A 21463-nucleotide genomic window follows, 5' to 3' on the forward strand; every position below is an offset into this window, starting at 1 on the left:
ACCCGTAGCCGAGAAGCTCAGGCTGTCGCCGTCGGCATCCGTGAAGTTACTGCTGATATCCAGACTGATAACATCAGAGTCGTAATCTTCCTGGTTGCCAATTGAGCCTTCTGGATCGTCGTTAATACCATTCAGATCAATAACTACGTCTGCGTAGGTACCAGGATTTGTGCCGTCTGTAACCTGATAAGCATCAGTAAAGGTGATAGAGGTAGTATCTTCATCACCCAACTCAACCAAAGCCGTAATACCAGCTTCATTCAGAACAAACTCATAGCTACCATCAGACTCAATAGTCAATGTACCAAGAGCATGGTTCAGAACGACTGGTGCACCAACCACTGACAGGATGCCATTACCGGGCTCAGCATCACCGTCTTCATCAGTGTCGTTATCCAGGACATTGCCGGCCACAGAGTAACTGGCTTCTTCACTATCAGTGATGCTGTTGGCGTCATCAATGGCAACTGGCGCGGTATCGTCATCGTAGATGGTGACCATTCCGGTGCTGGCATCAGGATTGATAGTAGCGTTATCAGCACTCAGCAGAACAATACTGAGCGTTTCATCAGCCTCTACCAATTTATCCTCAAAGATATCAATTGTAACTGGGATGCTTGTATCACCAGCAAAGATTTTAGCTGTATAAATATGGTCAGGATCAGGACCATTAGACCAGTCTTCACCATAGGTGGCAGTACCGCTTACCAACTGGTATGTAACAGTAACGTCTTCAGTAAAGGGTTCAGACAGCACCAGATTAAAGGTAACTGTTTTAACTTCTGGGGCATCAGAACCTTCCAGAATCAGGATATTGTTGCCACTGACCAGCACTGGATACTCAGTGGTTGGCTCATCAGGCACCTGTGGATCTTCAGGGTCAACAGGACCTTCAACCTCAACCTGCACAGCCACACTGACCGTTGGCAGGCTGATGCCAATTTCTTCTTCCTGAGGTTTTGAAAAATCATAGGCTTCAGGCGTAGTGTCGTAACCCGCATCTGGAGTTACTTCACTGCCGGTACGACTGATAGTGACAGTTGATGTACCGTTATCTTCCTGACCACCTGTAGCAGTCTCACCAGCAGCGGTGGCTTCTGCGACAGCTGTTGGGTCTTCACCCGCCAAGATTGCAGCCTGGATAGAATCAACGTCTGCACCTACATCACCGGTCAGGGCCAGAGCTGGGTCTTCTGCATTTGCTGCGTTATTAGCGCCTTCTGGCAATTCGCCTGCAGCCTGAAGTGCTGTCTGTAAAACCTGAGGATTCTGAATAATGGCATCAGCCGGATCGAAGTTTTCCAGATCAGCGTAAACTTCCGACGTTACCAGCCACTGCTGGCCGCTTTCGAGAGCAACCATGCCGTTTGGCGTCGAAATTTCGATATGACTGTCCGGACCGACTTTTACCAGTTCGTCAGCTTGAATTTCATCACCCAGTGCCAGCACACGTTCTGTACCATCAGGGCTGATGGCAACGGCTTTACCTGTCAGGGCGGTTACGGTTCCTATAACACTCATGGCTGCAATCCTGTCTCTATGGTTTTACTTGTTGTAAATAGTTATAAACACAGTGTTCAAGTACGCCTACTGTACCGAGGTACAATCAGTACAATAAATGTGCATTTCTGTTTGTTTTTCAAACAACTTTTTGATTTTTCGTGACCCGCGCCTGTCACCCTGAAAATTCAGCAAAAAGCCCTTGACGACTTTAGGAATGCTCATTAACATACGCCGCACTTTCGAGGTGTTCCCCGATAGCTCAGTTGGTAGAGCAGTAGACTGTTAATCTATTGGTCGCTGGTTCGAGTCCAGCTCGGGGAGCCAATTCATCTGAAAGTTCGATCTTTCCCGTTTACGGGAACCCGGTGTCGGAGTGTAGCGCAGCTTGGTAGCGCATCTGGTTTGGGACCAGAGGGTCGTAGGTTCGAATCCTATCACTCCGACCACTTTTTCCTCAGATCGACAGTCGGAGTGTAGCGCAGCTTGGTAGCGCATCTGGTTTGGGACCAGAGGGTCGTAGGTTCGAATCCTATCACTCCGACCACTTATATTCCTGCACCGTCATTAACCATCTTAATTTGGTAACACTCAGAACCTTACGGGAATGAACGCACCCGAAAAGGGTTCTAGCCGAGCACAGCGAGACAACATCGTGTCAGCGATGAACAGAAGGACGAGGCAGAGCCGAGTTATCCCTCCACTCCGGCCATTTAATACCCCAGCATTATTACCAAACCTTTTGTATTTATATTGCTCAACTCCTTATTGGCTGGAAACACTCGAAGGAGACATGCTTGGCTGGAAACACCCGAAGGAGACATGCGCCGATCACAGAAAGAAACATTGCCCAAGCGATGACAAGAAGGTGAGGAGAAGTATAGAAGGCGTTAAGCCAGACTCTCCTAATTCGGTTACCTGCCACCCAAAAACGGCCCAATGGTATAAAATGCAGTTGTCCACCCTTTACCGGGTTACTTTTCTGCAACCCGGTTGATAAAATCCGCGCGCGTTCGGAGTGTAGCTCAGCCTGGTAGAGCACTGTCTTCGGGAGGCAGGGGTCGCAGGTTCAAATCCTGTCACTCCGACCAGCCGGTTAAAATAGTTTTTTACACGCCGAACCTGATCTTTAAGAATTTTTCTTACAGACAGTTTTTCAATAAATCCATACTATAGCTATGGATTATGCAGTAGGTTATGTAGTTACCCCATGCTCAAACTTGTCAAAGATTTCGAAGATTACAAAATCATCTATTACTGGATTGATGCTGAGAAGACGTCCGTAAGTCCGTTTTTTCCAACCTTAGCGCATGCCAAGGAGTGGTATACCCATTATCACTTCAATCAGTATCAGGGACCTGACCGGCGTAGGCGTAAAGTCGACAGACGTCGATACGCCTCCAATGACTCTGAACATCTCGGAAGCTCAAAACGCGCTGCCAGCCGTCATGGCCGTCGTTTAACCGACCAACCTATTCAGGTTGATATTGATCTGGCCAAAGAAAAGCTGTCTGCAATGGTACAAAACTCACCTGTACGTCTGGCTAAAACGTCTTAATCAATCCCTCTCAGCACGCTCAATTAACCTTCAGAGCGTGCTGTTTTAACTATCTTGCAATAACTCGCTACACAAATGTTTTAGCTGCGAAATTTCAACTGGCATTGCTAGCCAGTTAGTTACATTCTGCTGAGAAAACAGCAATTCAGTAGACTCATTTGCGTCTTCAACCAAAAAGGCGGTCGGCAGTCCAGCCCAGGAGAGCGAATGACGCAGCTCAGAAAGCTGTTGCAGCCTGTCTGCATCACTCGATAGATAAACAATCTGCGCAAACACATTACTATTCGTACGAAGTAATTTACTCGCAGCTGGAGCATCTGCGACATTCACGACTGGATAAGTTGACGCATCACGAATCTGTTCCAGGAGCGCATCAGGCATTCCGATGACCAGAAGACTGGCAGACGCAGAAGCCGATAAACCAGAACCACAATGTGACAGGGCTTCCGTTACCGCAAGTTCGTTAAATTGCCGCCAGAAGTCGGCCCCTAGCACCTTTGTAATCTCTTCTACCGAAGTCACACCCGAGACAACAGCATCAGCTGCGATCACCGCCATACTTCGCCTCAGCGCCGGAGGCGCATCAAGCAGGAAGCTTTCTGTTCTCAGTTTGTTTCGATCTTCCTGATCAGGCTCATACACTTCGACCAAGGGAAAACGTCCCAAATAACCCGTAAAATTACAGATTTCACAACCCACAGCCCGCTTGGCAGGTTTTTCTTTTGCGGTGTCTGCGAAGAGCTGTTCCAAGTGGGACAGCTCACCGATGGCTTCGGCACAACTACACAATTTTCGAGCCATACGCTGAGCAATGACACCTTTCAAGCCCTCAGCCAACTGACCTTGAGTAACATCAAGGTCCATCAACCGCCGGACAGTGCCGGGGATATCAGACGTATGTAAAGTCGCAAAAACCAGATGCCCAGTCATCACCGCCTGCATCGCGATTTTCAATGTCTCAGCATCACGAATTTCGCCAATCAAGATAATGTCAGGATCTTGCCGCAACATAGACTTCAAAATGGCCTGGAAAGTGCGCCCACGCTTGTCATCAACTTCAATCTGACTGATACCCGCCAATCGATACTCTACAGGGTCTTCAGCAGTCATAATATTTCGATCCGGTGTATTCAGACCACTTAACAAACTATATAAACTTGTTGTTTTACCGGAACCTGTAGGCCCGGTGAACAGAATGAGTCCTCTGCTCTCCATACACAGGCGTTCAAGTTTATGCTGCTCAGCCAGGGGAAATCCGAGGCCCGCCAAGGTAAATTCCCGGCTTTGATCCAAAAACCGAATAACCAGTCGAGTATCTTCATGACTTGGCAGGACAGAGATCCTTAGGTCAAAGATACGCTCACGGATGGTGATGCGAATACGTCCATCCTGGGGCGTTGAGTGATTTGAAGTATCCAGATGTGCTCGTGTCATCAAAAACCGAATGACCTCCGTTTGCACTTTACGCGGCAAACTCGATCCTCGAATAAGCTGACCATCTACCCTGAATCGAACCAGCCCCCCGCCTAAGAAGCTCTGGATATGTAAATCAGACGCTTTTTTTGCAACGGCTTCATCAAGCAACAGCATACAGATGCGCTCAATTGCCGCTTCTGGACCAACAGCTTCGGCCAGAACCTGATCATCAATCCACATGGATCGACTATCAGATTCCTGTAATGAATAAATCAGATTTAACAGATTAGAGAGCGTTTCCGGCGCAGCCAGAAAGAGTTCAACCCGCTGCCCCAGACAAAACGCCAATTCCCTTTTGAGCATTTCATCGAGGGGACGGGTGCAGGCAAGATGCAAAGTATTACCCTGCTGGGCAAACGCCACTACTTTGAAACGGCGAGCAACAGATTCCTTAATCGGAATAAAATTACGACTTTCAGGATTTATATCAGCAACTGGAACTGCGGTTTCTGTTCGCAGGTATTCCAGTAATGCATCATCAGAAAGATCGAGACACTGTGCCAGCACCCCCCACGCCTGAACATCATTTTCCGGCAGGTTAAGTTGAGACAATGGAACTTCAGCATCTGGAAACTGACGCATCAGGAGCGTTTGAAGCCAATCCAGGGCACTCATATTTTATCCTTTACTGAACACCAACTCTCGACCGTGGCCGTCTTCATGGTCACCTAAATAAAACAGCACAACCTTATTTTCTCCGGTCGGCAAAATGCCAACAGATGCATTCAATAGCGGGTCATTAAACGCCTCCAATAACGATTCCCCTCTATGGAAGCGGTCTGTCAACTCGGCTTCAGCCTCATCATACAACTGATCGATATTTGCAAGGTGGTGCTCATCCGGTATCAGTTCATGATGATGTAACAAAAATTTACCCTGACTGAGTACCAACAGGATAAACAAGGGCCAGATAAACAAATTAAGCTTGATGCCCTGTTTCTTTTTGTAGCGCGCCAGGGCTGTCTGCTCATCCCGAGAAACTGCCATGGCAATGTAATTATCTAATTCGCTCATTTAGTCTCGCTCCTCAGATTGGGCAGTTGGGCCGATGAGCATTACGGTGATAATAACCACCATTTGGCTTTAGGCATTCAGCCGGAATATTCACTTGAGGGATGGTATTGGATTGAATTGTCGGCCGCGGTGAAGCCGTTGCAGCTACGTTAGGTGCCGCAGTTGCTGACTGAGGTGGCAATGTTGCTTGAGCCGGTCCTGAAGTCGCACCACCAGCGGCAACGGATGCACTGCCAGTAAGACCCGTGGCGGATGAAGCGGTGGCAGAACCTGGGGCAGGTACCAAAGGGTCAGGTCCAACCGAACTGGAAACAGGACTGCTGGTAACACCACCTGCAGCTGATCTGGTATCAGCCCAATCAATCAAGTGCACTGCCAGCATGGTGCGATTGTAGTATGCATAAACAATCTTTTCAGGTAAGAGATGGCGCAGTTCATTCACTATTGCTCTACCTTGAGCATCAGTCGCCATAAAGGCCACCGCCGCACCACTGTTAATAATAAACACCTGACTGCTGAAGTGCTTCACAGCCAATAGTTCAGGGGAGAGTTGCACACCTTTAGGCCACTCACCCGAGGAGATAGGGCCAGAGTTTTTTGGCCACCGACCTTCACTGTATTCAACTGCAGTTTTTTCCCTTAGCAATTCAATACGGGACAGTAGATCAGCTGATTTTGCAGCATGGATATAATGCTGATAAGCAGGATAAGCAATCGCCGCAAGAATACCTATCACAGCTATCACTAACATCAGCTCAATTAAGGTAAACCCTCTGGACTGATTCACGGTTACTCCTTATATGAAAATCAGAATATTGTTTTTATACACTATTAACCGCAGTTTTTTTCATCTTTCAGATAAGCATTAATCTAAAAGCCAGTTCGTCTATCATTCAAACGCTGACTATTGATTAACTGCAAGGCTGCACCGTTACTCAACAAAGGATCTGCTCCTGTACAGCGCAGTAAATGGCTTTTAAAATAGTATGGTCAAAAAACAGCTATTCATGCCTAACAAATCTCGCCTAGAAACGAATATTCCCCGGAGCCTGCATGCACTACCCCACCAGCAAACTGCCCGATGTTGGGTTAACTATTTTTTCCCACATGTCAGCACTTGCGGCGGAATATCAGGCCATCAATCTCTCTCAGGGATTTCCCGATTTCGATGGCCCAAACGAGCTGCTGAGCAGTGTAGGCAAGCAGATTGCGGCGGGTGCCAACCAGTATGCACCCATGGCGGGGCTTTTGAGCCTGCGTGAAGCCATTGCTGCCAAGATCAACCGTTGTTACGGGCGCATTCTTGATCCTGCCGCCGAAATTACGGTGACCTCAGGTGCCACTGAAGCAATTTATGCCGCAATCAGTGCCGTGGTGCGTAATGGTGATGAAGTCATCGTATTTGACCCGGCCTATGACAGTTATGAACCCGCAATTCGACTGAACGGTGCGACAGCCGTGCATATCCCGCTGCTGCCCCCCAGCTTTGCAGTCAACTGGTCGGAGGTTGCGGCAGCGATCAGCCCCCGCACGCGGATGATCATCATCAATACGCCGCATAACCCAACCGGTACTACTCTGTCGGACGCTGACCTGTCTCAGTTGGAACAGTTATTGGCAAACACCGATATCGTGCTGCTGTCTGATGAGGTGTATGAACACATTGTGTTCGATGGTGAAATTCATCAGAGCATCAACCGCTTCCCTCGGCTGGCAGAGCGCAGTTTTATCGTTTCGTCGTTTGGCAAAACCTACCATATTACTGGTTGGAAAATTGGCTACTGCGTTGCACCGAAGGCGTTGATGCAGGAGATGCAGAAAGTACATCAGTTCCTGACCTTTAGTACCTCGACTCCGCTGCAGGCTGCAATCGCGGAATTTATGGTCGATCATCCGGAGCATGACGAACAGCTACCGGCGTTTTATCAGCAAAAACGTGATTATCTGAATCTGTCCTTGAGTGACAGTCGTTTTCACATCTCGCCCGCTGCAGGCACCTACTTCCAGCTGCTGAAATATTCCGAAATCAGCGACTTACCCGATCTGGAATTTGTTACCTCACTGCTCAAAACGGCCGGTGTTGCGGCAATTCCACTGTCACCTTTTTATCAGCACGGCCAGCAAACCGGTTACATCCGACTCTGTTTTGCCAAAGGTGAAGCCACACTGGCAGCCGCTGCGGAGCGCCTATGCAAAATTTAACCATCACGCTGGTACAAACCCCGCTTGAGTGGCAAAACCCGGCGGCCAACCGTGCTCGCTTCCAAACCGAGCTTACCGCGTTAAAAGGGAAAACAGATCTGATCATCCTGCCGGAGATGTTCACTAGTGGCTTCAGTATGCAGCCTGAATTGGTGGCCGAGCAGATGACCGGAGAAACTCTGGTCTGGCTAAAAACACTGGCCCAAGAACTGAATGCTGCAATCTGCGGCAGCGTGGTGATTCAGCACAACACAGAATATAGAAACCGTTTCCTGTTCGTGACACCGGATGGGGCAGTGTCCCATTACGACAAACACCATCTGTTCAGAATGGGTAACGAACATCAGCACTATGCCGCTGGCACCGAACGCCAACTGATTGAATACAAAGGCTGGCGGATTCTGCCAGAGGTCTGTTATGACCTGCGTTTTCCGGTCTGGAGCCGCAACCGCAACGACTATGATCTGGCCATCTATGTCGCCAACTGGCCAGCCCCCAGACGCAATGCCTGGCGTACCCTGCTGATGGCGCGTGCCATCGAAAATCAGTGTTTTGTCGCTGGGGTCAATCGCACCGGCACCGATGGCAATGAGCTCAACTATGCCGGAGACAGTATGTTGGTGAATCATCTGGGTGAACCTCAGCTGGATTTAGCCGATGCGCAATTCCGGATTGCCAGCACCACCCTGATCGGCGATGATCTGCAACGTTTTCGTGAGTCCTTTCCTGCCTGGCAGGATGCAGATTCCTTTACCCTGAATTAGAGCGCAACTATGCAAGAAAACCCCAGTCAGGCCATCATTGAAGCGGGCCGTTGGATCCAGAGCCGACACTGGTGCCCAGCCACCGGCGGTAATTTTTCTGCCCGCCTGAATGACAACGAAGCCCTGATCACGGAATCCGGCTGCCAGAAAGGTGAACTGAGCACCCGCAACCTGCTGCAGGTTGATCTGCAGGGTAACGTGCTCGGCGGCACCGGCAAACCGTCAGCAGAAACCCTGTTGCACACCCGCTTGTACCAGCTTGATAGCGCTATAGGTGCGGTCCTGCATACGCACTCTGTCGCATCCACCGTGTTATCACGTATTGAAACAGGCGCATGCCTCACCCTTTCCGGTTATGAGATGCAAAAGTCTCTGGCGGGCAATACCACCCATGAGGCACAGATTGAGATTGCGATTCTGGATAACCATCAGGATATGGCCTTTCTATCTGATCAGCTTGCTCAGCTTTGGCAGAAGACACCCCTGCAGTGGGGATTCCTGGTTCGAGGGCACGGGCTTTATAGCTGGGGCCGCGATATGCAGGAAGCTCGCCGTCACCTTGAAGGTATGGAGTTTCTCTTTGCCTGTGAACTGGAGATGCGTCGGTTAGGTACATTATGAAGATCAGCACAGTTCTAACCGATATCGAAGGCACCACCACTGACATCAACTTTGTCCATAAGGTGCTGTTTCCCTATGCACGGGCGCATCTGCCTGCATTTGTCCGTGCCAACGCTGAAACACCTGCCGTTGCAGACTGTCTGCAGCAGGTCAAAGCCTCACTGGAAGAGCCGAACGCCAGACTTGATCGTGTTATTGACCAGTTACTGGCCTGGATCGACAGCGACACCAAAGCAACACCGCTGAAAACCCTGCAGGGCCTGATCTGGGTACAGGGGTATGAACAGGGAGACTTTACCGGCCACCTTTACCCAGATGCTCACGCCGGGCTGCAGCGTTGGTCAGAACAGGGCCTTAAACTCTATGTTTTTTCTTCCGGCTCGGTAAAAGCCCAGCAACTGCTGTTTGGATATTCCGATTTTGGCGATCTGACCCCCTTATTCAGTGGCTATTTTGATACCAATACCGGTCAGAAGCGCGAGGCCGAGGCTTACCACAACATCGCTCAGGCGATCGGCGTACCCGCCGAGGAAATTCTGTTTTTATCCGACATCGTGCCTGAACTGGACGCGGCAAAAGCAGCAGGTATGCAAACCTGCCTGCTGGTCCGTGGTGAACAACCTGATAATGCAGCCGGTCATACTCAGACCGACACGTTTGACTCGATTAACCCCGGGAGCCAACCATGAGTGTATTAACCATCTACGACGAACAGGGTACCCAACTTTCAACCACGGAAAACGGTACTGAAATTGCGGCTACGCTGGCCGGGCTGGGTATCAACTTTGAACGCTGGCAGGCGGCGACGCCGATCACAGCCGAGATGGATAACGATGCCATTATGGCGGCCTACTCAGCCGATATTGAACGGCTTAAAGCGAGTGGCGGTTACCAGACCGTGGATGTGGTTAGCCTGACCGCGGATCATCCGGATAAAGATAAATTCCGTCAGATGTTTCTGAGTGAACACACCCATGCAGAAGACGAAGTACGCTTTTTTGTGGCCGGTCAGGGTATGTTCTATCTGCATATCGAAGACAAGGTCTACGCCCTGCTGTGCATGAAGGACGACCTTCTGTCAGTGCCCGCCGGGACCACACACTGGTTTGATATGGGTCCGCAGCCGACGTTCACCGCTATCCGGTTGTTTAACAATCCGGAAGGCTGGGTGGCTAACTTCACCGGCTCCGAGATTGCCACTCAGATCCCTTATTTTGAGTGACACGCGCCAGTTTAGCAGTAGGGCCTGACCTGGATCAGGCCCTTTTCATTTGTGCGATAAACGCCTCAATTCCGGACGCATCATAGACACCACTGTCCAGAATCCAGCCGGTCACCAGAGCAGCAGGTGTTACATCAAACGCCGGATTAAATGCCTGAGCCTCTGCGGGTGCCCAGCAAACATCACCAAAGCTGCCACTCACACCCTTCACTTCCGCAGCACTGCGCTGTTCAATCGGAATTGCCTGCCCACCCGGACACTCGGAGTCAACCGTAGTCACCGGCGCCACCACATAAAAGGGCACCTGATGGAAATGCGCATTCACCGCCAGATTGTAGGTGCCCACTTTATTGGCAAAATCACCATTTGCCGCAATGCGATCTGCACCGACTAACACCGCATCCACCTGACCATCACGCATCAGCAGCGCAGCCATACTGTCAGTAATAATCTGGTAGGGTACGCCCAGTTGCTGCATCTCCCAGGCCGTTAAGCGACCACCCTGCAATAAGGGCCGGGTCTCATCAACCCACACCTGAGCCACCTTGCCCTGTCGATGTGCTTCTGCGATCACGCCGATCGCCGTACCAACCCCGGCAGTAGCCAATCCCCCGGTGTTACAGTGGGTCAGAATACGGCTGCCAGGTGCGAGCAACGCCGCACCCTGCTCCGCCATGCTCTGACAGAGCGACTGATCCTCCGCAAACAGCGCTTCGGCTCTGGCAACAATGGCCGCAACACCCTGATCGATCACGGCCAACATGGCATCGATATTGTTCATCAGGTTTACGGCGGTAGGACGTGCCTTGCGCAGACGCTGCGCTGTCGCCTTCAGCTCAGTCTGAGTCATACCCTGCTCAGCCAGATAGGCAAGCAGCAACGCAGCACTGATACCAATCAGCGGCGCACCCCGCACCTGCAGTTTCTGAATCATCGCCACCAATGCATCTTCCGTCTGACAGGGTAACCACACTTCCTGATGGGGCAGCAGATGTTGATCAAGGATTTCCAACACCGCACCGGTGTAACGCAGACTGGTGGCAAAAAGGGCTTTCATCAGTTCAGTTCCAAGGTTAATACGTCCACGCAACGGTTAAGAAATGGCTCGCCCGAAGAGTGGTTTTAGGTAGAATAGGCCGGTCAAATTTTACAGGGATCTGGCCGGATGAGTGCACATAAATTTTCCAGCGATGCTGAAATCATCACCTTTGTTCTGGAACACACCCAGTTGCAGGGAGACCCGAACAGTTTTGTGGTCAGTGAAATTGGCGACGGTAACATCAATTTTGTCTACCGTGTCAGCGCAGCCGATGGCAAGAGTATGATTGTGAAACAGGCCCTGCCCTATGTGCGCATTATTGGTGAAGGCTGGCCACTGTCGCTGGACCGTATTCGCATTGAAGCCGAAGCCCTGAGTCTGGAAGGCCAATACGCCCCGGACTATGTCCCTGAGCTGTATCACTTTGACAGTGCCCGTGCAGCGTTGGTGATGCAGGATATCGGCGACCATGAAAACCTGCGCCACGCCCTGATTGCCCGTAAGCCTCTGCCTGAATTGGGACGTCACCTCGGCCTGTTCCTGGCCAATACCCTGTTTTACACCAGCGACCTGGCACTGGATGCCCATGCACGTAAAGCGATGCTGGGTCGTTTTATTAACCCCGATCTGTGCAAGATCACTGAAGATCTGTTCTTTTTAGACCCTTACTGTGACCACGAGCGCAATAACTACAACCCATTGTTGGCCGACGATGTTCAGGCGCTCTGGCAAGATGAACCGCTGAAAGCAGAAGTTGCCGAGTTAAAATACCGTTTCCTGAACCATGCCGAGGCGCTGGTTCATGGTGACCTGCATGCCGGATCGGTTTTTGTACGCAGTGACAGTACTCAGATCATCGATCCGGAATTTGCCTACTTTGGCCCCATCGGCTTTGACGTGGGCAGCATCATCGGCAACCTGCTTCTCAATCACTGTGCTCAGAATGGCCTGACCTCTGATTCCACCATCCGTAACGAATACCAGATGGCACTGCGCACCAACCTGACCGAACTGTGGCAGACCTTTGCTGAAACGTTTTCAGCACTGATGGCAGAAAAAACCGTCGACCAGACCCTGCAATCCTCCCTGTGGCAACAACAGCGCCTGGCACAGATTCTGTCTGACAGTCTGGGATATGCCGGCACTGAACTGATCCGGCGCACGATTGGTCTGGCGGGTGTTGCTGACCTGAATGAGATTGCCGATGAAAACGTTCGCGCTGCTTCCGAACGTCAGGCTCTGAAACTGGGCGTAGAGTTGATTAAATCACGTGAACAACTGCGCTCTTTTGATGATGTTCTGACGCTGCTCACAACCGTTTAACCACAAAAAAGCCTCCATAAGGAGGCTTTTTTGATTGGAATGTCCCACCCTAAATAACGTTGACACTTTTCCATCACTTAATTGGAAAGTGTTATGCAATCAAAATCTAAACGTACACAACGCGATTATTCCCCTAGCCTTTAAAATATCTGTGGTTATCAGATAGAGCACGGCGAACTGACTTATTGACAAGCTCAAGTACGCTATGGCATCCAGGGGATGCTCTACGGAATTGGTTTGGCTTCGCAAGTATGGCCAACTAAATTGGAATCAAGATACACCAACACTGCCAATGGCCTCAGTCATGAGATCAACCCAATCAAAACCTAGTTTTTCCGCCTGGTTTACAGTGTTTCTGTGGTGTAAAAACGACGCAGAATAGCGGTCAGGCTCTGTACGTCCTCCACACCTGCCATCTCCCGGATGGAGTGCATACCAAACTGAGGCACACCCACATCCAGGGTTCTGACACCCAGTTCCGCCGAGGTAATCGGACCAATCGTACTGCCGCATCCCATATCGCTGCGAACAACGAAGGACTGCACCGGCTGATCTTCCTGCTGCGCCAAATGGCGGAACAACGCACTGGTTTCACTGTTGGTCGCATATCGCTGATTGGCGTTGATTTTGATCACTGGCCCGGCATTGAGCAGAGGGCCATGATTCTCATCATGTTTGTCGGCAAAGTTGGGGTGCACACCGTGGGCATTATCAGCTGAGATCAGCATAGAGGTCGCCAGCATGCGCGCGCGCTGCTGCGGATCAGGCAGAATACGTTCAATCACCTGTTTCAGCATTGGCCCCTGAGCGCCAGAGGCACTCAGACTACCCACCTCTTCATGGTCATTGCAGACCAGCAAAGTGCCCAGATCACTGTCTGCCTTTAACAAGGCAGTCAGGCCAACAAAACAACTCAGCAGGTTATCGAGACGGGCCGACGTCAGAAAGGCCTGATCCAGTCCAACCAGTGCCGGTGGCTGAGTGTCATAGAGGACAATTTCGTAATCCAGCACCGAGTCTACATCCTGCAATCCATCGGCCAGCAGCTGATCAATCAGCAGTTGTTTAAAGTCATGCGCTGAATCACTTTGACCCAGTATCACCGGCAGATAGGTCTGCTCATTTATTTCGCGTTTTTTGTTAGCTTCTCGATCCAGATGGATTGCCAGACTCGGAATCACCGCCACCGGGCGTTTGAAGTCGATCAGACTTTGGCAGCGCTGCCCCGCTCCGTTCAGGTAGCTGACCCGACCTGCCATCGACAAATCCCGGTCAAACCACGGATTCAGCAGCACTCCACCGTACACCTCAACACCCAGTTGCTGATATCCCAAACGCCACAGTTCTGGTTTCGGTTTGACTTTAAGGCAGGGAGAATCAGTGTGCGCGCCCACCATACGCAGGCCTGAAGTTTCCAATGCTGCGGTTTTGGGCAGTGTCCAGGCCACAATAGAGGAACCATTGCGGGTGGTGTAATAACGACCACCCGGTTGCATCGACCACTCCGCCGCCTCCGGCAAAAAGGTAAAACCCTCAGCCTCCAGCTTTGCTGCCATATTGGCCGTTGCGTGGTAGGGCGTGGGGGATGCCGCCAGGAAATCTTGTAGTTGTGTCAGAAAATCAGTCATTCAGTCTTACTCGATCAACGGTTTACCGGTTCGAAATCAATCAGTTCCACTTTAAAAATCAAGGTGGAGTTGGCAGGAATGTCGTCTGATGGACTGGTCGCACCATAGGCCAGTTCCGGTGGAATAAACAGCGTCCAGACAGCGCCTTTATTCATCATGCCCACACCCTCGGTCCAGCCACGGATGACCCGGTTCAGCGGAAATACCGACGGTTCACCCCGCTGATAGGAACTGTCAAAAACAAACCCGTCAACGCGCTGTCCCTCGTAATGCACCGTTACCAGATCAGTGATATGCGGGTGCGGCCCCTCGCCCGGAACCTCAATTCGATACTGCAAGCCGCTGGCGGTGGTCTGAATTCCGGCTTGTTTTGCATTGTCTGCCAGAAAGGCTGTGCCTTGCTGACGCGTTTCATCATTCAATGCCTTATCTTTCAACTGTTGCCGAAATGCCTGATCCTCCTGACTTTCTCCACAACCTGCCAGTAACACCAGTACCATCCCAGCCAGGCAACCTAAGCGTTTTACACCGGTTTTTAGCATTGTCTAACAACCTTTTTCTTAACAAGAGGTTGCAGTTTACATCAGTAAACCCCATGTCTACACTCAGAATCAGCGGTGTTGCTGCCTTGTGGCATCGGGAACCTCAGACTGGTTTCCTCTGTCTTAAACACGAATTATTCGGAACTCAGTCGTTTATTATGCCTATGATGTCATCCTTGCTGTCTCGGTCTTTGGTTGTTTCTCTGCTCTGTCTGCTGCCCTTCTCTGCTGCTCAGGCCAGGCTGGAAGCAAAACCCATTCATAGCTCAACACTGGTAGAAATTGCCGACACGCTTAAACTGGGCCACTACAACCGCATCAACCTTGACGACGCGCTGTCCGGTAGAATTTTCGAGCAATACCTGAAGGATGTAGATCCCGCTAAAAGTTATCTCCTGCAGAGCGATATTGACGAGTTTGAGGTCTATCGCACTACCTTTGATGATCAGATCAAAGCGGGCGATCTGAGCGGTGCTTACCTGATCTACAACCGTTTTCAGTCACGCCTGGAAGAGCGCCTGACCGCAATCATCGCCTTGCTGGAATCCGACCAAAGCTTTGATTTTACCGTCGCCGAATCCCTGAATAACGACCGCGAAAAAGCCCCCTGGGCCAAAACCCAGAGCGAACTGGACCAGCTCTGGCACCGCCGGGTGAAAAGCGCATTACTAAATCTTAAGCTGGCGGGCAAGACCGACGAAGAAGCTCGTGAGCTGGTACTCAAACGCTACAAAAATCAGCAGCAACGTGCCGAGCAGATCAAATCTGAAGATGTGTTCCAGACCTTTGCCAACGCATTTACCGAGCAATTTGATCCGCATACTCAATATTTTTCTCCGCGCAGCTCCGAGAATTTCCAGATCAACATGAGCCTTTCTCTGGAAGGTATCGGTGCAGTACTAAAAAGCGAAAATGAGTTTACCCAGATTGTTCGTCTGGTACCGGCTGGTCCGGCCGACAAAACCGGTCAGCTCAAAGCCTCTGACATGATCGTAGGTGTTGGTCAGGGTGATGAAGGCGAATTCGAGGATGTAGTGGGATGGCGTCTGGACGATGTAGTCGACCTGATTCGTGGCCCCAAGGACACCGTGGTTCGTCTGCAGGTCAAATCACCGGAACGTGAAAATGCCCCGGTCCGTGTGGTACGCATCGTACGCAATAAAGTGAAGCTGGAAGAGCAGTCTGCCCAGAAGCGAGTGCTCGAGCTGAATCATTTCGGCCGTGACTTCCGTCTGGGTGTGATCGAAATCCCGGCTTTCTATATTGACTTTGCCGCCCTGCAAAAGGGTGATGCCAACTATAAAAGCACCTCGCGGGACGTTGAAAAACTGATCAACGAACTTAAAACCGAAAACATTGACGGTTTGATCATCGACCTGCGCAACAATGGCGGCGGTTCACTTCGCGAAGCTAACGAAACCGTAGGTCTGTTTATCAACCGTGGCCCTACCGTTCAGGTTAAAGACTCTACCGGACGCATTGAGGTTCTGGGTGACCACGATCCGAAGCTCGCCTACGACGGCCCGATGGCGGTATTGGTCAACCGGCTTTCAGCATCAGCCTCCGAAATTTTTGCCGGTGCCATTCAGGACTACAACCGCGGCATCATTATTGGTGGCCAGACCTTTGGTAAAGGCACGGTTCAGACCCTGCTGCCACTGGATCACGGCCAGCTTAAACTGACCAATGCCAAGTTTTATCGCATCTCAGGTGACAGTACCCAGAACCGGGGTGTACACCCGGATATCAGCTTCCCGACCCTGTACGACCCCGAAATTATTGGCGAAAGTGCGCTGGATCAGGCACTGGACTGGGACACTGTACGTTCTGCCCCGCATGGCAATTATATTGAGATCAGCCCGTTCATCACTGAACTGGAAGCACGCTATGAAGAGCGTACTTCTAAAGATCCTGATTTCCAGTTTATGCGTGAACAGATTGCGCATCTGGACGAACTAAAAGCTGAAGATGCACTGGTTCCTCTGCAGGAATCGGCTCTAAAACAGCAACGAGACGAAATGGAAGGCTGGCAGCTCGAAGCCGAAAACCGTCGTCGCGCGGCTAAACAGTTACCACTGTTTAAGAGCTTGACCGAGTTAACCGAATCTTTAGAAACCGATGCGCAGGGCAAACCCATCAATCCGGAGGCAGAAGCCATGCTGGCTGAAAGCGGACGCATTTTGATCGACCTGATGTATCTGACCTTAAAGTATTCTGCCGCGAGTGCCGATTAACTCTTCAATGTTATTGCCCATTGAAGGTGTCCTGTTTTGAGCAAACGAACAGTCATACTTATCGTTCTGGCTCCATTTGTGCTGATTTTGCTGCTGGTTATTGGCTATTTCGCCTTTAACACGCTTACAAATCAGCACAGTGAAAACACCGAACAGTTTGCCGAATTTGGTTTCAAGGTCTTACCCAGCAGTCGGTTTGAAGAGAGCGTAGGCGTTCTGGGCACTAAACAGCTTCCTCCAACCTTTGGTGAAGAAAAACTCACTCCGGCACAACGTGTTATCCGTGGACTGATCCGCGATAACGAACGGCTGATCGAAGATAAAAAACTCCTCCAATCTGAAATTGATGAACTTAAAGCTCAGGTTGCAGATTTGAGGGAATATCGACGCCTGAATGAACACTTTGCTCCGCTGAGTATCATGCAGCAGCGAGCCGCTGTAGAGCAGCAAATGATCAAACTGCTGCAAAACAGCAAGGATGCCCGCCGTTTCAATACTCTGGAACAACAGGCGATGGCGGCAGCCGCCAGCAAAAAATATCACGACGTGATTCGTAACAACCGGATCATGTTCACCGATGCCGAGCGGGAAAAATTTGTTGAGCAGGAGCTGGCGGTTTATGCCTTTTGTGTTGGTGATGGTATCCAGATCGCCGCCAACTCGGCCGATGAAACCCGACAGATCACCGCCTACATGAGCGATGAATCCGGTGAAACCCGCCTGAGCCCTCAGTTAAAGGAAGACCTCAACACCGTCACTCAACCCTGTCAGCGCCAGTTGGAGCTGAGTTTGGCCGATCTGCGTCAGCCCGGCTAAATCCCTCTAAAATTTCCACTTCATATTGCCCTAACACTGTTTTCTGTGCCGGAATTCTGTATAATGCGCGCTCATTTTATATCCAGTCTGGGGTGACTCCGGCCTTTGGCCCCCAGGCAGGAAAAACAACCAACCCTGCAAGCCGGTCATTGCAGGCAGAAGTGCTGCGATCTTCGTAGCCTTTTTATAGGACTTATTCATGAGCGAAAGCTTTGCAGATCTGTTTGAAGAATCCCTTCAGTCTCTGGACATGACTCCAGGCAAACTGGTTGTGGGCGAAGTCGTTGATATCGACAGCGACTGGGTTACCGTTCACGCCGGCCTGAAATCAGAAGCCATCATTCCACGTTCTCAGTTCCTGAACGACGCGAATGAGCTTGAAATCAAAATCGGTGACGACGTTAAAGTTGCTCTGGAAGCGGTTGAAGATGGTTTCGGTGAAACCCGTCTGTCCCGTGAAAAAGCCAAGCGTGCTGAAGCGTGGGAAGTTCTGCAGTCCAAATTTGATGCTGAAGAAACCGTTAAAGGTTACATCAGCGGTAAAGTTAAAGGCGGTTTCACTGTCAGCATCAACAACATCCAGGGCTTCCTGCCAGGTTCTCTGGTTGACGTGCGTCCAGTACGCGACGTTGATCACCTGGAAGGCAAAGAGCTGGAATTCAAACTGATCAAACTGGATCCTAAGCGCAACAACATCGTTGTATCCCGTCGTGCCGTTCTGCAGGAAGCTAACTCTGCACAGCGTGACGAGCTGCTGGCTGCGCTGGAAGAAGGTCAGGAAGTTAAAGGTTTCGTTAAGAACCTGACTAACTACGGTGCCTTCATCGATCTGGGTGGTGTTGACGGTCTGCTGCACATCACCGACATGGCTTGGAAACGTATCTCTCACCCATCTGAGATGCTGAACCCAGGTGACGAGATCACTGTTAAGATCATCAAGTTCGACAAAGACTCCGGCCGTATCTCCCTGGGTCTGAAACAGCTGCACCAGGATCCTTGGGCGCTGATCAAAGAACGTTACCCAGCAGGTGCCAAGTGCAACGCTCGTGTAACCAACCTGACTGACTACGGCTGCTTCGCATCTATCGAAGACGGCGTTGAAGGTCTGGTACACGTTTCTGAAATGTCCTGGACTAACAAAAACATCCACCCATCTAAAGTTGTTCAGATCGGTGATGAAGTTGAAGTAATGATCCTGGACGTTGATGAAGAGCGTCGTCGTATCTCCCTGGGTATCAAGCAGTGCACTGCTAACCCATGGACTTCTTTCGCTGAATCTTTCGCTGCTGGCGACAAAGTAACTGGCACCATCAAGACCATCACCGATTTCGGTATCTTCGTTGGTCTGCAGGATGATCTCGACGGCCTGGTTCACATGTCCGACATCACCTGGGAAGCCGATGCTGAAGCTGCGCTGCGTCAGTTCAAGAAAGGCGAAGAAGTTGAAGCCGTTATCCTGTCTATCGATGCTGAGAAAGAGCGTATCTCTCTGGGCATCAAACAGCTGGAAAGCGACCCATTTGCTGAGTTTGTAGCCAGCAACGACAAAGGCACCATCGTAAACGGTAAAGTCATTGCCGTTGACGCTAAAGGCGCAACTGTTGAACTGGGTGAAGGTATCGAAGGCTACCTGAAAGTATCTGAGATCTCTGTAGATCGCGTTGAAGATGCTTCTACCGTTCTGAGCATTGGCGACAGCGTTGAAGCGAAGATCACTAACGTTGATCGTCGTAACCGCGGTATCGCTCTGTCTATCCGTGCTAAAGAGCAGGCAGAAGAGCAGGCAGCTATCGCTTCTGTACGTAACACTGAAGTTGAAGTATCTGGCCCGACCACTATCGGTGACCTGATCAAGCAGCAGCTGGACAACCAGAAGTAAGATCTTTTCACGGGCCGCTTTGCAGCCCGCTGAATTAAAAAAACCGCAGTCGGCGACGGCTGCGGTTTTTTATTGTCTGATCAGGAATCAGGTCTGATCTTTGTTTTCAAAGACATACAACGTCAGCGGCCGATAAAAGGCATAAAGCCACAATCCAAGCACGATGACAGATCCAAAAATGGCTGTGAACAACGCAGACATCATCACGCCAATCATGGGCGCAACCAGCAACGCTTTAAAGCCTGTCACCGGTTGGCCATTCCAACTCACGGTTTCCATTCCCAGGACACCCAGCACCCCGAAAAAAAGTGTAACCAGCAACATACCCAACAGTGAGCCAATAAATATCAGCTTATAAACACTGCCAGCACTTAGTTTTTTAATTTCCAGTGATTCCATTCTCGCTTTCCTCAGGGCTTAAATTGTCACATCAGTCTAGACACTTTGGCGCGCCATTTCGACCCGGTCGTCATATCAATCAAACATGAGAACAGCACAGTTTTTTCAGTTAACGTGCTCACAATCCCATTGCCAAAAAAACAGCAAAATTCTATATTTGCGCATCCTTGGCCACCTGAAAGTTGTGTATGAAACTAGTTTCGTTTGACCCGCTTCGAACGTTGCACTTCCCGCCCCATACTGTTTTAAAACCTGAATCCATGCTGCTGCACCAGCAGACCATTGCCACTGCTGACTGGGTACTCTACCCACCTTACTGGCTGATTAATTCACTGGTGTTTGGTCTGAAAGCACGGATTTTCCCTAGCCTGCCCAGTTACCTGCTTGGGCATAATAAAATTGAGATGACCCGTGCCTTTGAGCTGGTCGCACCAACTCACACCCCTTTTACGCTGATCAAGTCCAATACCCCGGAAAACGCTGAGATAGTCTGGGATCAGATGACACTGCCTTTTGTGGCCAAGCTGGTAAAAAGTAGCATGGGCGAAGGTGTTTTCCTGATTGAAGACCGCTCACAGTGGCGGGAGTACTGCGCAAAAGCCGATGTACTCTATGCGCAGGAATACCTGCCTATTGACCGGGATTTGAGGATTGTTGTGCTGGGCGAGGAGATCGTCCGGGGTTACTGGCGCATGCAATCTCCCTATAGTTTCCATAACAATATTGCCCGGGGTGGCGAAGTACTGGAAGGGATCATCCCACCTGCGGCAGAGACACTGGTGAAACATCTGTGCAGTACGCTGGGCATCAACCACGCGGGTTTTGATATCGCCATGGTAGGCGATCACCCATATGTCATCGAATTTAACCGACTGTTTGGGAATCAGGGCCTGTCACGGGGCGGCATCAATACCGCCGACTGGATATTACCTTACCTGCAGAAGGAGCTTGCCAGCCACAATCCATTATCACCGAAACCCCGCAGTCCATCCGGACGTCGAAAAAAGAAGTCAAACGCAGCATAAAATTTAATGCTGGATCAGCTCCAGCTCAAATACTTTTACTTGGACGAGAGACATATGAAATTCTCACCATCCTGCCCTCTTGTAGTTGAAAGGTTCAGCATCAACCTGCATTTCACCCTGTCCTAGAGGAAGACGGGGTTGAAGTATCTGGCCCGGCCACTATCGGTGATCTGATCAAGCTGCAGTTGGACAAGCAGAAGTAATTACTACCTGTCCTGACT

General features: G+C 50.5%; 19 protein-coding genes, 4 tRNA genes, 1 other RNA gene and 1 pseudogene. 17 read left to right on the forward strand and 8 right to left on the reverse strand.

The window, feature by feature from the left end; translation table 11 throughout:
• On the reverse strand, positions 1 to 1521 hold a 1521-nt coding region (locus P2G53_RS08190), incomplete at its 3' end, for a retention module-containing protein (protein WP_275816063.1).
• Positions 1522 to 1751: 230 nt separating this feature from the next.
• On the opposite strand from P2G53_RS08190, the gene P2G53_RS08195 reads away from it, so the two are divergent.
• From P2G53_RS08195 to P2G53_RS08220, 6 genes are all read left to right on the forward strand, one after another.
• Positions 1752 to 1827, forward strand: a tRNA-Asn gene (locus P2G53_RS08195).
• A 45-nt stretch (positions 1828 to 1872) separates the two neighbouring features.
• Positions 1873 to 1949: transfer RNA gene (locus tag P2G53_RS08200), tRNA-Pro, on the forward strand.
• Between the two features lie 21 nt (positions 1950 to 1970).
• Positions 1971 to 2047, forward strand: a tRNA-Pro gene (locus P2G53_RS08205).
• 39 nt (positions 2048 to 2086) lie between these two features.
• Positions 2087 to 2212: non-coding RNA, RtT sRNA (locus P2G53_RS08210), on the forward strand.
• A 302-nt stretch (positions 2213 to 2514) separates the two neighbouring features.
• A tRNA-Pro gene (locus P2G53_RS08215) sits at positions 2515 to 2591 on the forward strand.
• Between the two features lie 119 nt (positions 2592 to 2710).
• Positions 2711 to 3058 (forward strand): hypothetical protein, encoded by a 348-nt coding sequence (locus tag P2G53_RS08220; protein ID WP_275816065.1) that lies wholly within the window; start codon positions 2711 to 2713, stop codon positions 3056 to 3058.
• A gap of 45 nt (positions 3059 to 3103) precedes the next feature.
• Here P2G53_RS08220 and P2G53_RS08225 read toward each other — a convergent pair whose 3' ends face one another.
• From P2G53_RS08225 to P2G53_RS08235, 3 genes are read right to left on the reverse strand one after another with little or no spacing between them, the layout of a single operon-like run.
• Positions 3104 to 5149: a GspE/PulE family protein gene (locus P2G53_RS08225; protein WP_275816067.1), complete on the reverse strand. Its 2046-nt coding sequence runs from the start codon at positions 5147 to 5149 to the stop codon at positions 3104 to 3106.
• A gap of 3 nt (positions 5150 to 5152) precedes the next feature.
• Positions 5153 to 5548 carry a hypothetical protein gene (locus P2G53_RS08230; RefSeq protein ID WP_275816069.1) on the reverse strand — a complete coding sequence of 132 codons (396 nt, stop codon included), beginning with the start codon at positions 5546 to 5548 and terminating at the stop codon, positions 5153 to 5155.
• Positions 5549 to 5561: 13 nt separating this feature from the next.
• On the reverse strand, positions 5562 to 6335 hold the full coding sequence (locus P2G53_RS08235) for a prepilin-type N-terminal cleavage/methylation domain-containing protein (protein WP_275816071.1): 774 nt from the start codon (positions 6333 to 6335) through the stop codon (positions 5562 to 5564).
• 266 nt (positions 6336 to 6601) lie between these two features.
• Here P2G53_RS08235 and P2G53_RS08240 point away from each other — a divergent pair, with 266 nt between their 5' ends.
• Genes P2G53_RS08240 through P2G53_RS08260 form a run of 5 tightly spaced genes read left to right on the forward strand, consistent with a single transcriptional unit; the run spans position 6602 to position 10357 of the window.
• Positions 6602 to 7750 carry a methionine aminotransferase gene (locus P2G53_RS08240; protein WP_275816073.1) on the forward strand — a complete coding sequence of 383 codons (1149 nt, stop codon included), beginning with the start codon at positions 6602 to 6604 and terminating at the stop codon, positions 7748 to 7750.
• Entirely contained in the window at positions 7738 to 8514 is a 777-nt protein-coding gene (locus P2G53_RS08245) for an amidohydrolase (RefSeq protein WP_275816075.1), read from the forward strand. The genes P2G53_RS08240 and P2G53_RS08245 overlap by 13 nt, the downstream gene beginning before the upstream one ends.
• Before the next feature lie 9 nt (positions 8515 to 8523).
• Positions 8524 to 9135 carry a methylthioribulose 1-phosphate dehydratase gene (locus tag P2G53_RS08250; RefSeq protein ID WP_275816077.1) on the forward strand — a complete coding sequence of 204 codons (612 nt, stop codon included), beginning with the start codon at positions 8524 to 8526 and terminating at the stop codon, positions 9133 to 9135.
• Positions 9132 to 9824 (forward strand): acireductone synthase, encoded by a 693-nt coding sequence (mtnC, locus tag P2G53_RS08255; RefSeq protein ID WP_275816079.1) that lies wholly within the window; start codon positions 9132 to 9134, stop codon positions 9822 to 9824. The genes P2G53_RS08250 and mtnC overlap by 4 nt, the downstream gene beginning before the upstream one ends.
• Positions 9821 to 10357, forward strand: coding sequence for a cupin (locus P2G53_RS08260; protein ID WP_275816081.1), 537 nt, complete (start codon positions 9821 to 9823; stop codon positions 10355 to 10357). The genes mtnC and P2G53_RS08260 overlap by 4 nt, the downstream gene beginning before the upstream one ends.
• Positions 10358 to 10391: 34 nt before the next feature.
• Here the strand turns inward: P2G53_RS08260 and mtnA are convergent, their stop codons facing one another.
• Positions 10392 to 11414, reverse strand: a complete 1023-nt coding sequence (gene mtnA, locus P2G53_RS08265; protein ID WP_275816083.1) for an S-methyl-5-thioribose-1-phosphate isomerase — start codon at positions 11412 to 11414, stop codon at positions 10392 to 10394.
• Positions 11415 to 11522: 108 nt separating this feature from the next.
• On the opposite strand from mtnA, the gene mtnK reads away from it, so the two are divergent.
• Both mtnK and P2G53_RS08275 read left to right on the forward strand, forming a co-directional pair.
• Positions 11523 to 12719 (forward strand): S-methyl-5-thioribose kinase, encoded by a 1197-nt coding sequence (gene mtnK, locus P2G53_RS08270; RefSeq protein WP_275816085.1) that lies wholly within the window; start codon positions 11523 to 11525, stop codon positions 12717 to 12719.
• A gap of 147 nt (positions 12720 to 12866) precedes the next feature.
• A pseudogene (locus tag P2G53_RS08275) lies at positions 12867 to 13002 on the forward strand (IS3 family transposase); the annotation flags it as partial.
• A gap of 61 nt (positions 13003 to 13063) precedes the next feature.
• Here P2G53_RS08275 and P2G53_RS08280 read toward each other — a convergent pair.
• Both P2G53_RS08280 and P2G53_RS08285 read right to left on the reverse strand, forming a co-directional pair.
• Positions 13064 to 14347, reverse strand: coding sequence for a M18 family aminopeptidase (locus P2G53_RS08280; RefSeq protein ID WP_275816087.1), 1284 nt, complete (start codon positions 14345 to 14347; stop codon positions 13064 to 13066).
• Between the two features lie 14 nt (positions 14348 to 14361).
• Entirely contained in the window at positions 14362 to 14889 is a 528-nt protein-coding gene (locus P2G53_RS08285; protein WP_275816089.1) for an FKBP-type peptidyl-prolyl cis-trans isomerase, read from the reverse strand.
• A 53-nt stretch (positions 14890 to 14942) separates the two neighbouring features.
• On the opposite strand from P2G53_RS08285, the gene P2G53_RS08290 reads away from it, so the two are divergent.
• The 3 genes from P2G53_RS08290 (at position 14943) to rpsA (ending at position 19818) form a co-directional block, all read left to right on the forward strand.
• Positions 14943 to 17123: a carboxy terminal-processing peptidase gene (locus P2G53_RS08290; protein WP_275816091.1), complete on the forward strand. Its 2181-nt coding sequence runs from the start codon at positions 14943 to 14945 to the stop codon at positions 17121 to 17123.
• Positions 17124 to 17159: 36 nt separating this feature from the next.
• Positions 17160 to 17939: a hypothetical protein gene (locus P2G53_RS08295; RefSeq protein WP_275816093.1), complete on the forward strand. Its 780-nt coding sequence runs from the start codon at positions 17160 to 17162 to the stop codon at positions 17937 to 17939.
• A 199-nt stretch (positions 17940 to 18138) separates the two neighbouring features.
• Positions 18139 to 19818 carry a 30S ribosomal protein S1 gene (gene rpsA / locus P2G53_RS08300; protein WP_275816095.1) on the forward strand — a complete coding sequence of 560 codons (1680 nt, stop codon included), beginning with the start codon at positions 18139 to 18141 and terminating at the stop codon, positions 19816 to 19818.
• Between the two features lie 87 nt (positions 19819 to 19905).
• On the opposite strand, the gene P2G53_RS08305 is transcribed toward rpsA, so the two are convergent.
• Positions 19906 to 20217 carry a hypothetical protein gene (locus tag P2G53_RS08305; RefSeq protein ID WP_275816097.1) on the reverse strand — a complete coding sequence of 104 codons (312 nt, stop codon included), beginning with the start codon at positions 20215 to 20217 and terminating at the stop codon, positions 19906 to 19908.
• A gap of 188 nt (positions 20218 to 20405) precedes the next feature.
• Here P2G53_RS08305 and P2G53_RS08310 point away from each other — a divergent pair, with 188 nt between their 5' ends.
• Positions 20406 to 21242: a hypothetical protein gene (locus P2G53_RS08310; protein ID WP_275816100.1), complete on the forward strand. Its 837-nt coding sequence runs from the start codon at positions 20406 to 20408 to the stop codon at positions 21240 to 21242.
• Positions 21243 to 21463 lie beyond the last annotated feature (221 nt).

The organism is Neptuniibacter sp. CAU 1671 (genome assembly GCF_029222905.1).
Classification (GTDB): domain Bacteria; phylum Pseudomonadota; class Gammaproteobacteria; order Pseudomonadales; family Balneatricaceae; genus Neptuniibacter.

Bases quoted from the DNA above. Each gene is read 5' to 3' on its own strand.
- P2G53_RS08305 (WP_275816097.1), bottom strand. From the start codon at position 20,217: ATGGAATCACTGGAAATTAAAAAACTAAGTGCTGGCAGTGTTTATAAG.
- mtnC (WP_275816079.1), top strand. From the start codon at position 9,132: ATGAAGATCAGCACAGTTCTAACCGATATCGAAGGCACCACCACTGAC.
- P2G53_RS08225 (WP_275816067.1), bottom strand. From the start codon at position 5,149: ATGAGTGCCCTGGATTGGCTTCAAACGCTCCTGATGCGTCAGTTTCCA.
- P2G53_RS08280 (WP_275816087.1), bottom strand. From the start codon at position 14,347: ATGACTGATTTTCTGACACAACTACAAGATTTCCTGGCGGCATCCCCC.
- mtnA (WP_275816083.1), bottom strand. From the start codon at position 11,414: ATGAAAGCCCTTTTTGCCACCAGTCTGCGTTACACCGGTGCGGTGTTG.
- rpsA (WP_275816095.1), top strand. From the start codon at position 18,139: ATGAGCGAAAGCTTTGCAGATCTGTTTGAAGAATCCCTTCAGTCTCTG.
- P2G53_RS08310 (WP_275816100.1), top strand. From the start codon at position 20,406: ATGAAACTAGTTTCGTTTGACCCGCTTCGAACGTTGCACTTCCCGCCC.
- P2G53_RS08240 (WP_275816073.1), top strand. From the start codon at position 6,602: ATGCACTACCCCACCAGCAAACTGCCCGATGTTGGGTTAACTATTTTT.
- P2G53_RS08250 (WP_275816077.1), top strand. From the start codon at position 8,524: ATGCAAGAAAACCCCAGTCAGGCCATCATTGAAGCGGGCCGTTGGATC.
- P2G53_RS08285 (WP_275816089.1), bottom strand. From the start codon at position 14,889: ATGCTAAAAACCGGTGTAAAACGCTTAGGTTGCCTGGCTGGGATGGTA.
- P2G53_RS08220 (WP_275816065.1), top strand. From the start codon at position 2,711: ATGCTCAAACTTGTCAAAGATTTCGAAGATTACAAAATCATCTATTAC.
- mtnK (WP_275816085.1), top strand. From the start codon at position 11,523: ATGAGTGCACATAAATTTTCCAGCGATGCTGAAATCATCACCTTTGTT.
- P2G53_RS08230 (WP_275816069.1), bottom strand. From the start codon at position 5,548: ATGAGCGAATTAGATAATTACATTGCCATGGCAGTTTCTCGGGATGAG.
- P2G53_RS08290 (WP_275816091.1), top strand. From the start codon at position 14,943: ATGTCTACACTCAGAATCAGCGGTGTTGCTGCCTTGTGGCATCGGGAA.
- P2G53_RS08260 (WP_275816081.1), top strand. From the start codon at position 9,821: ATGAGTGTATTAACCATCTACGACGAACAGGGTACCCAACTTTCAACC.
- P2G53_RS08245 (WP_275816075.1), top strand. From the start codon at position 7,738: ATGCAAAATTTAACCATCACGCTGGTACAAACCCCGCTTGAGTGGCAA.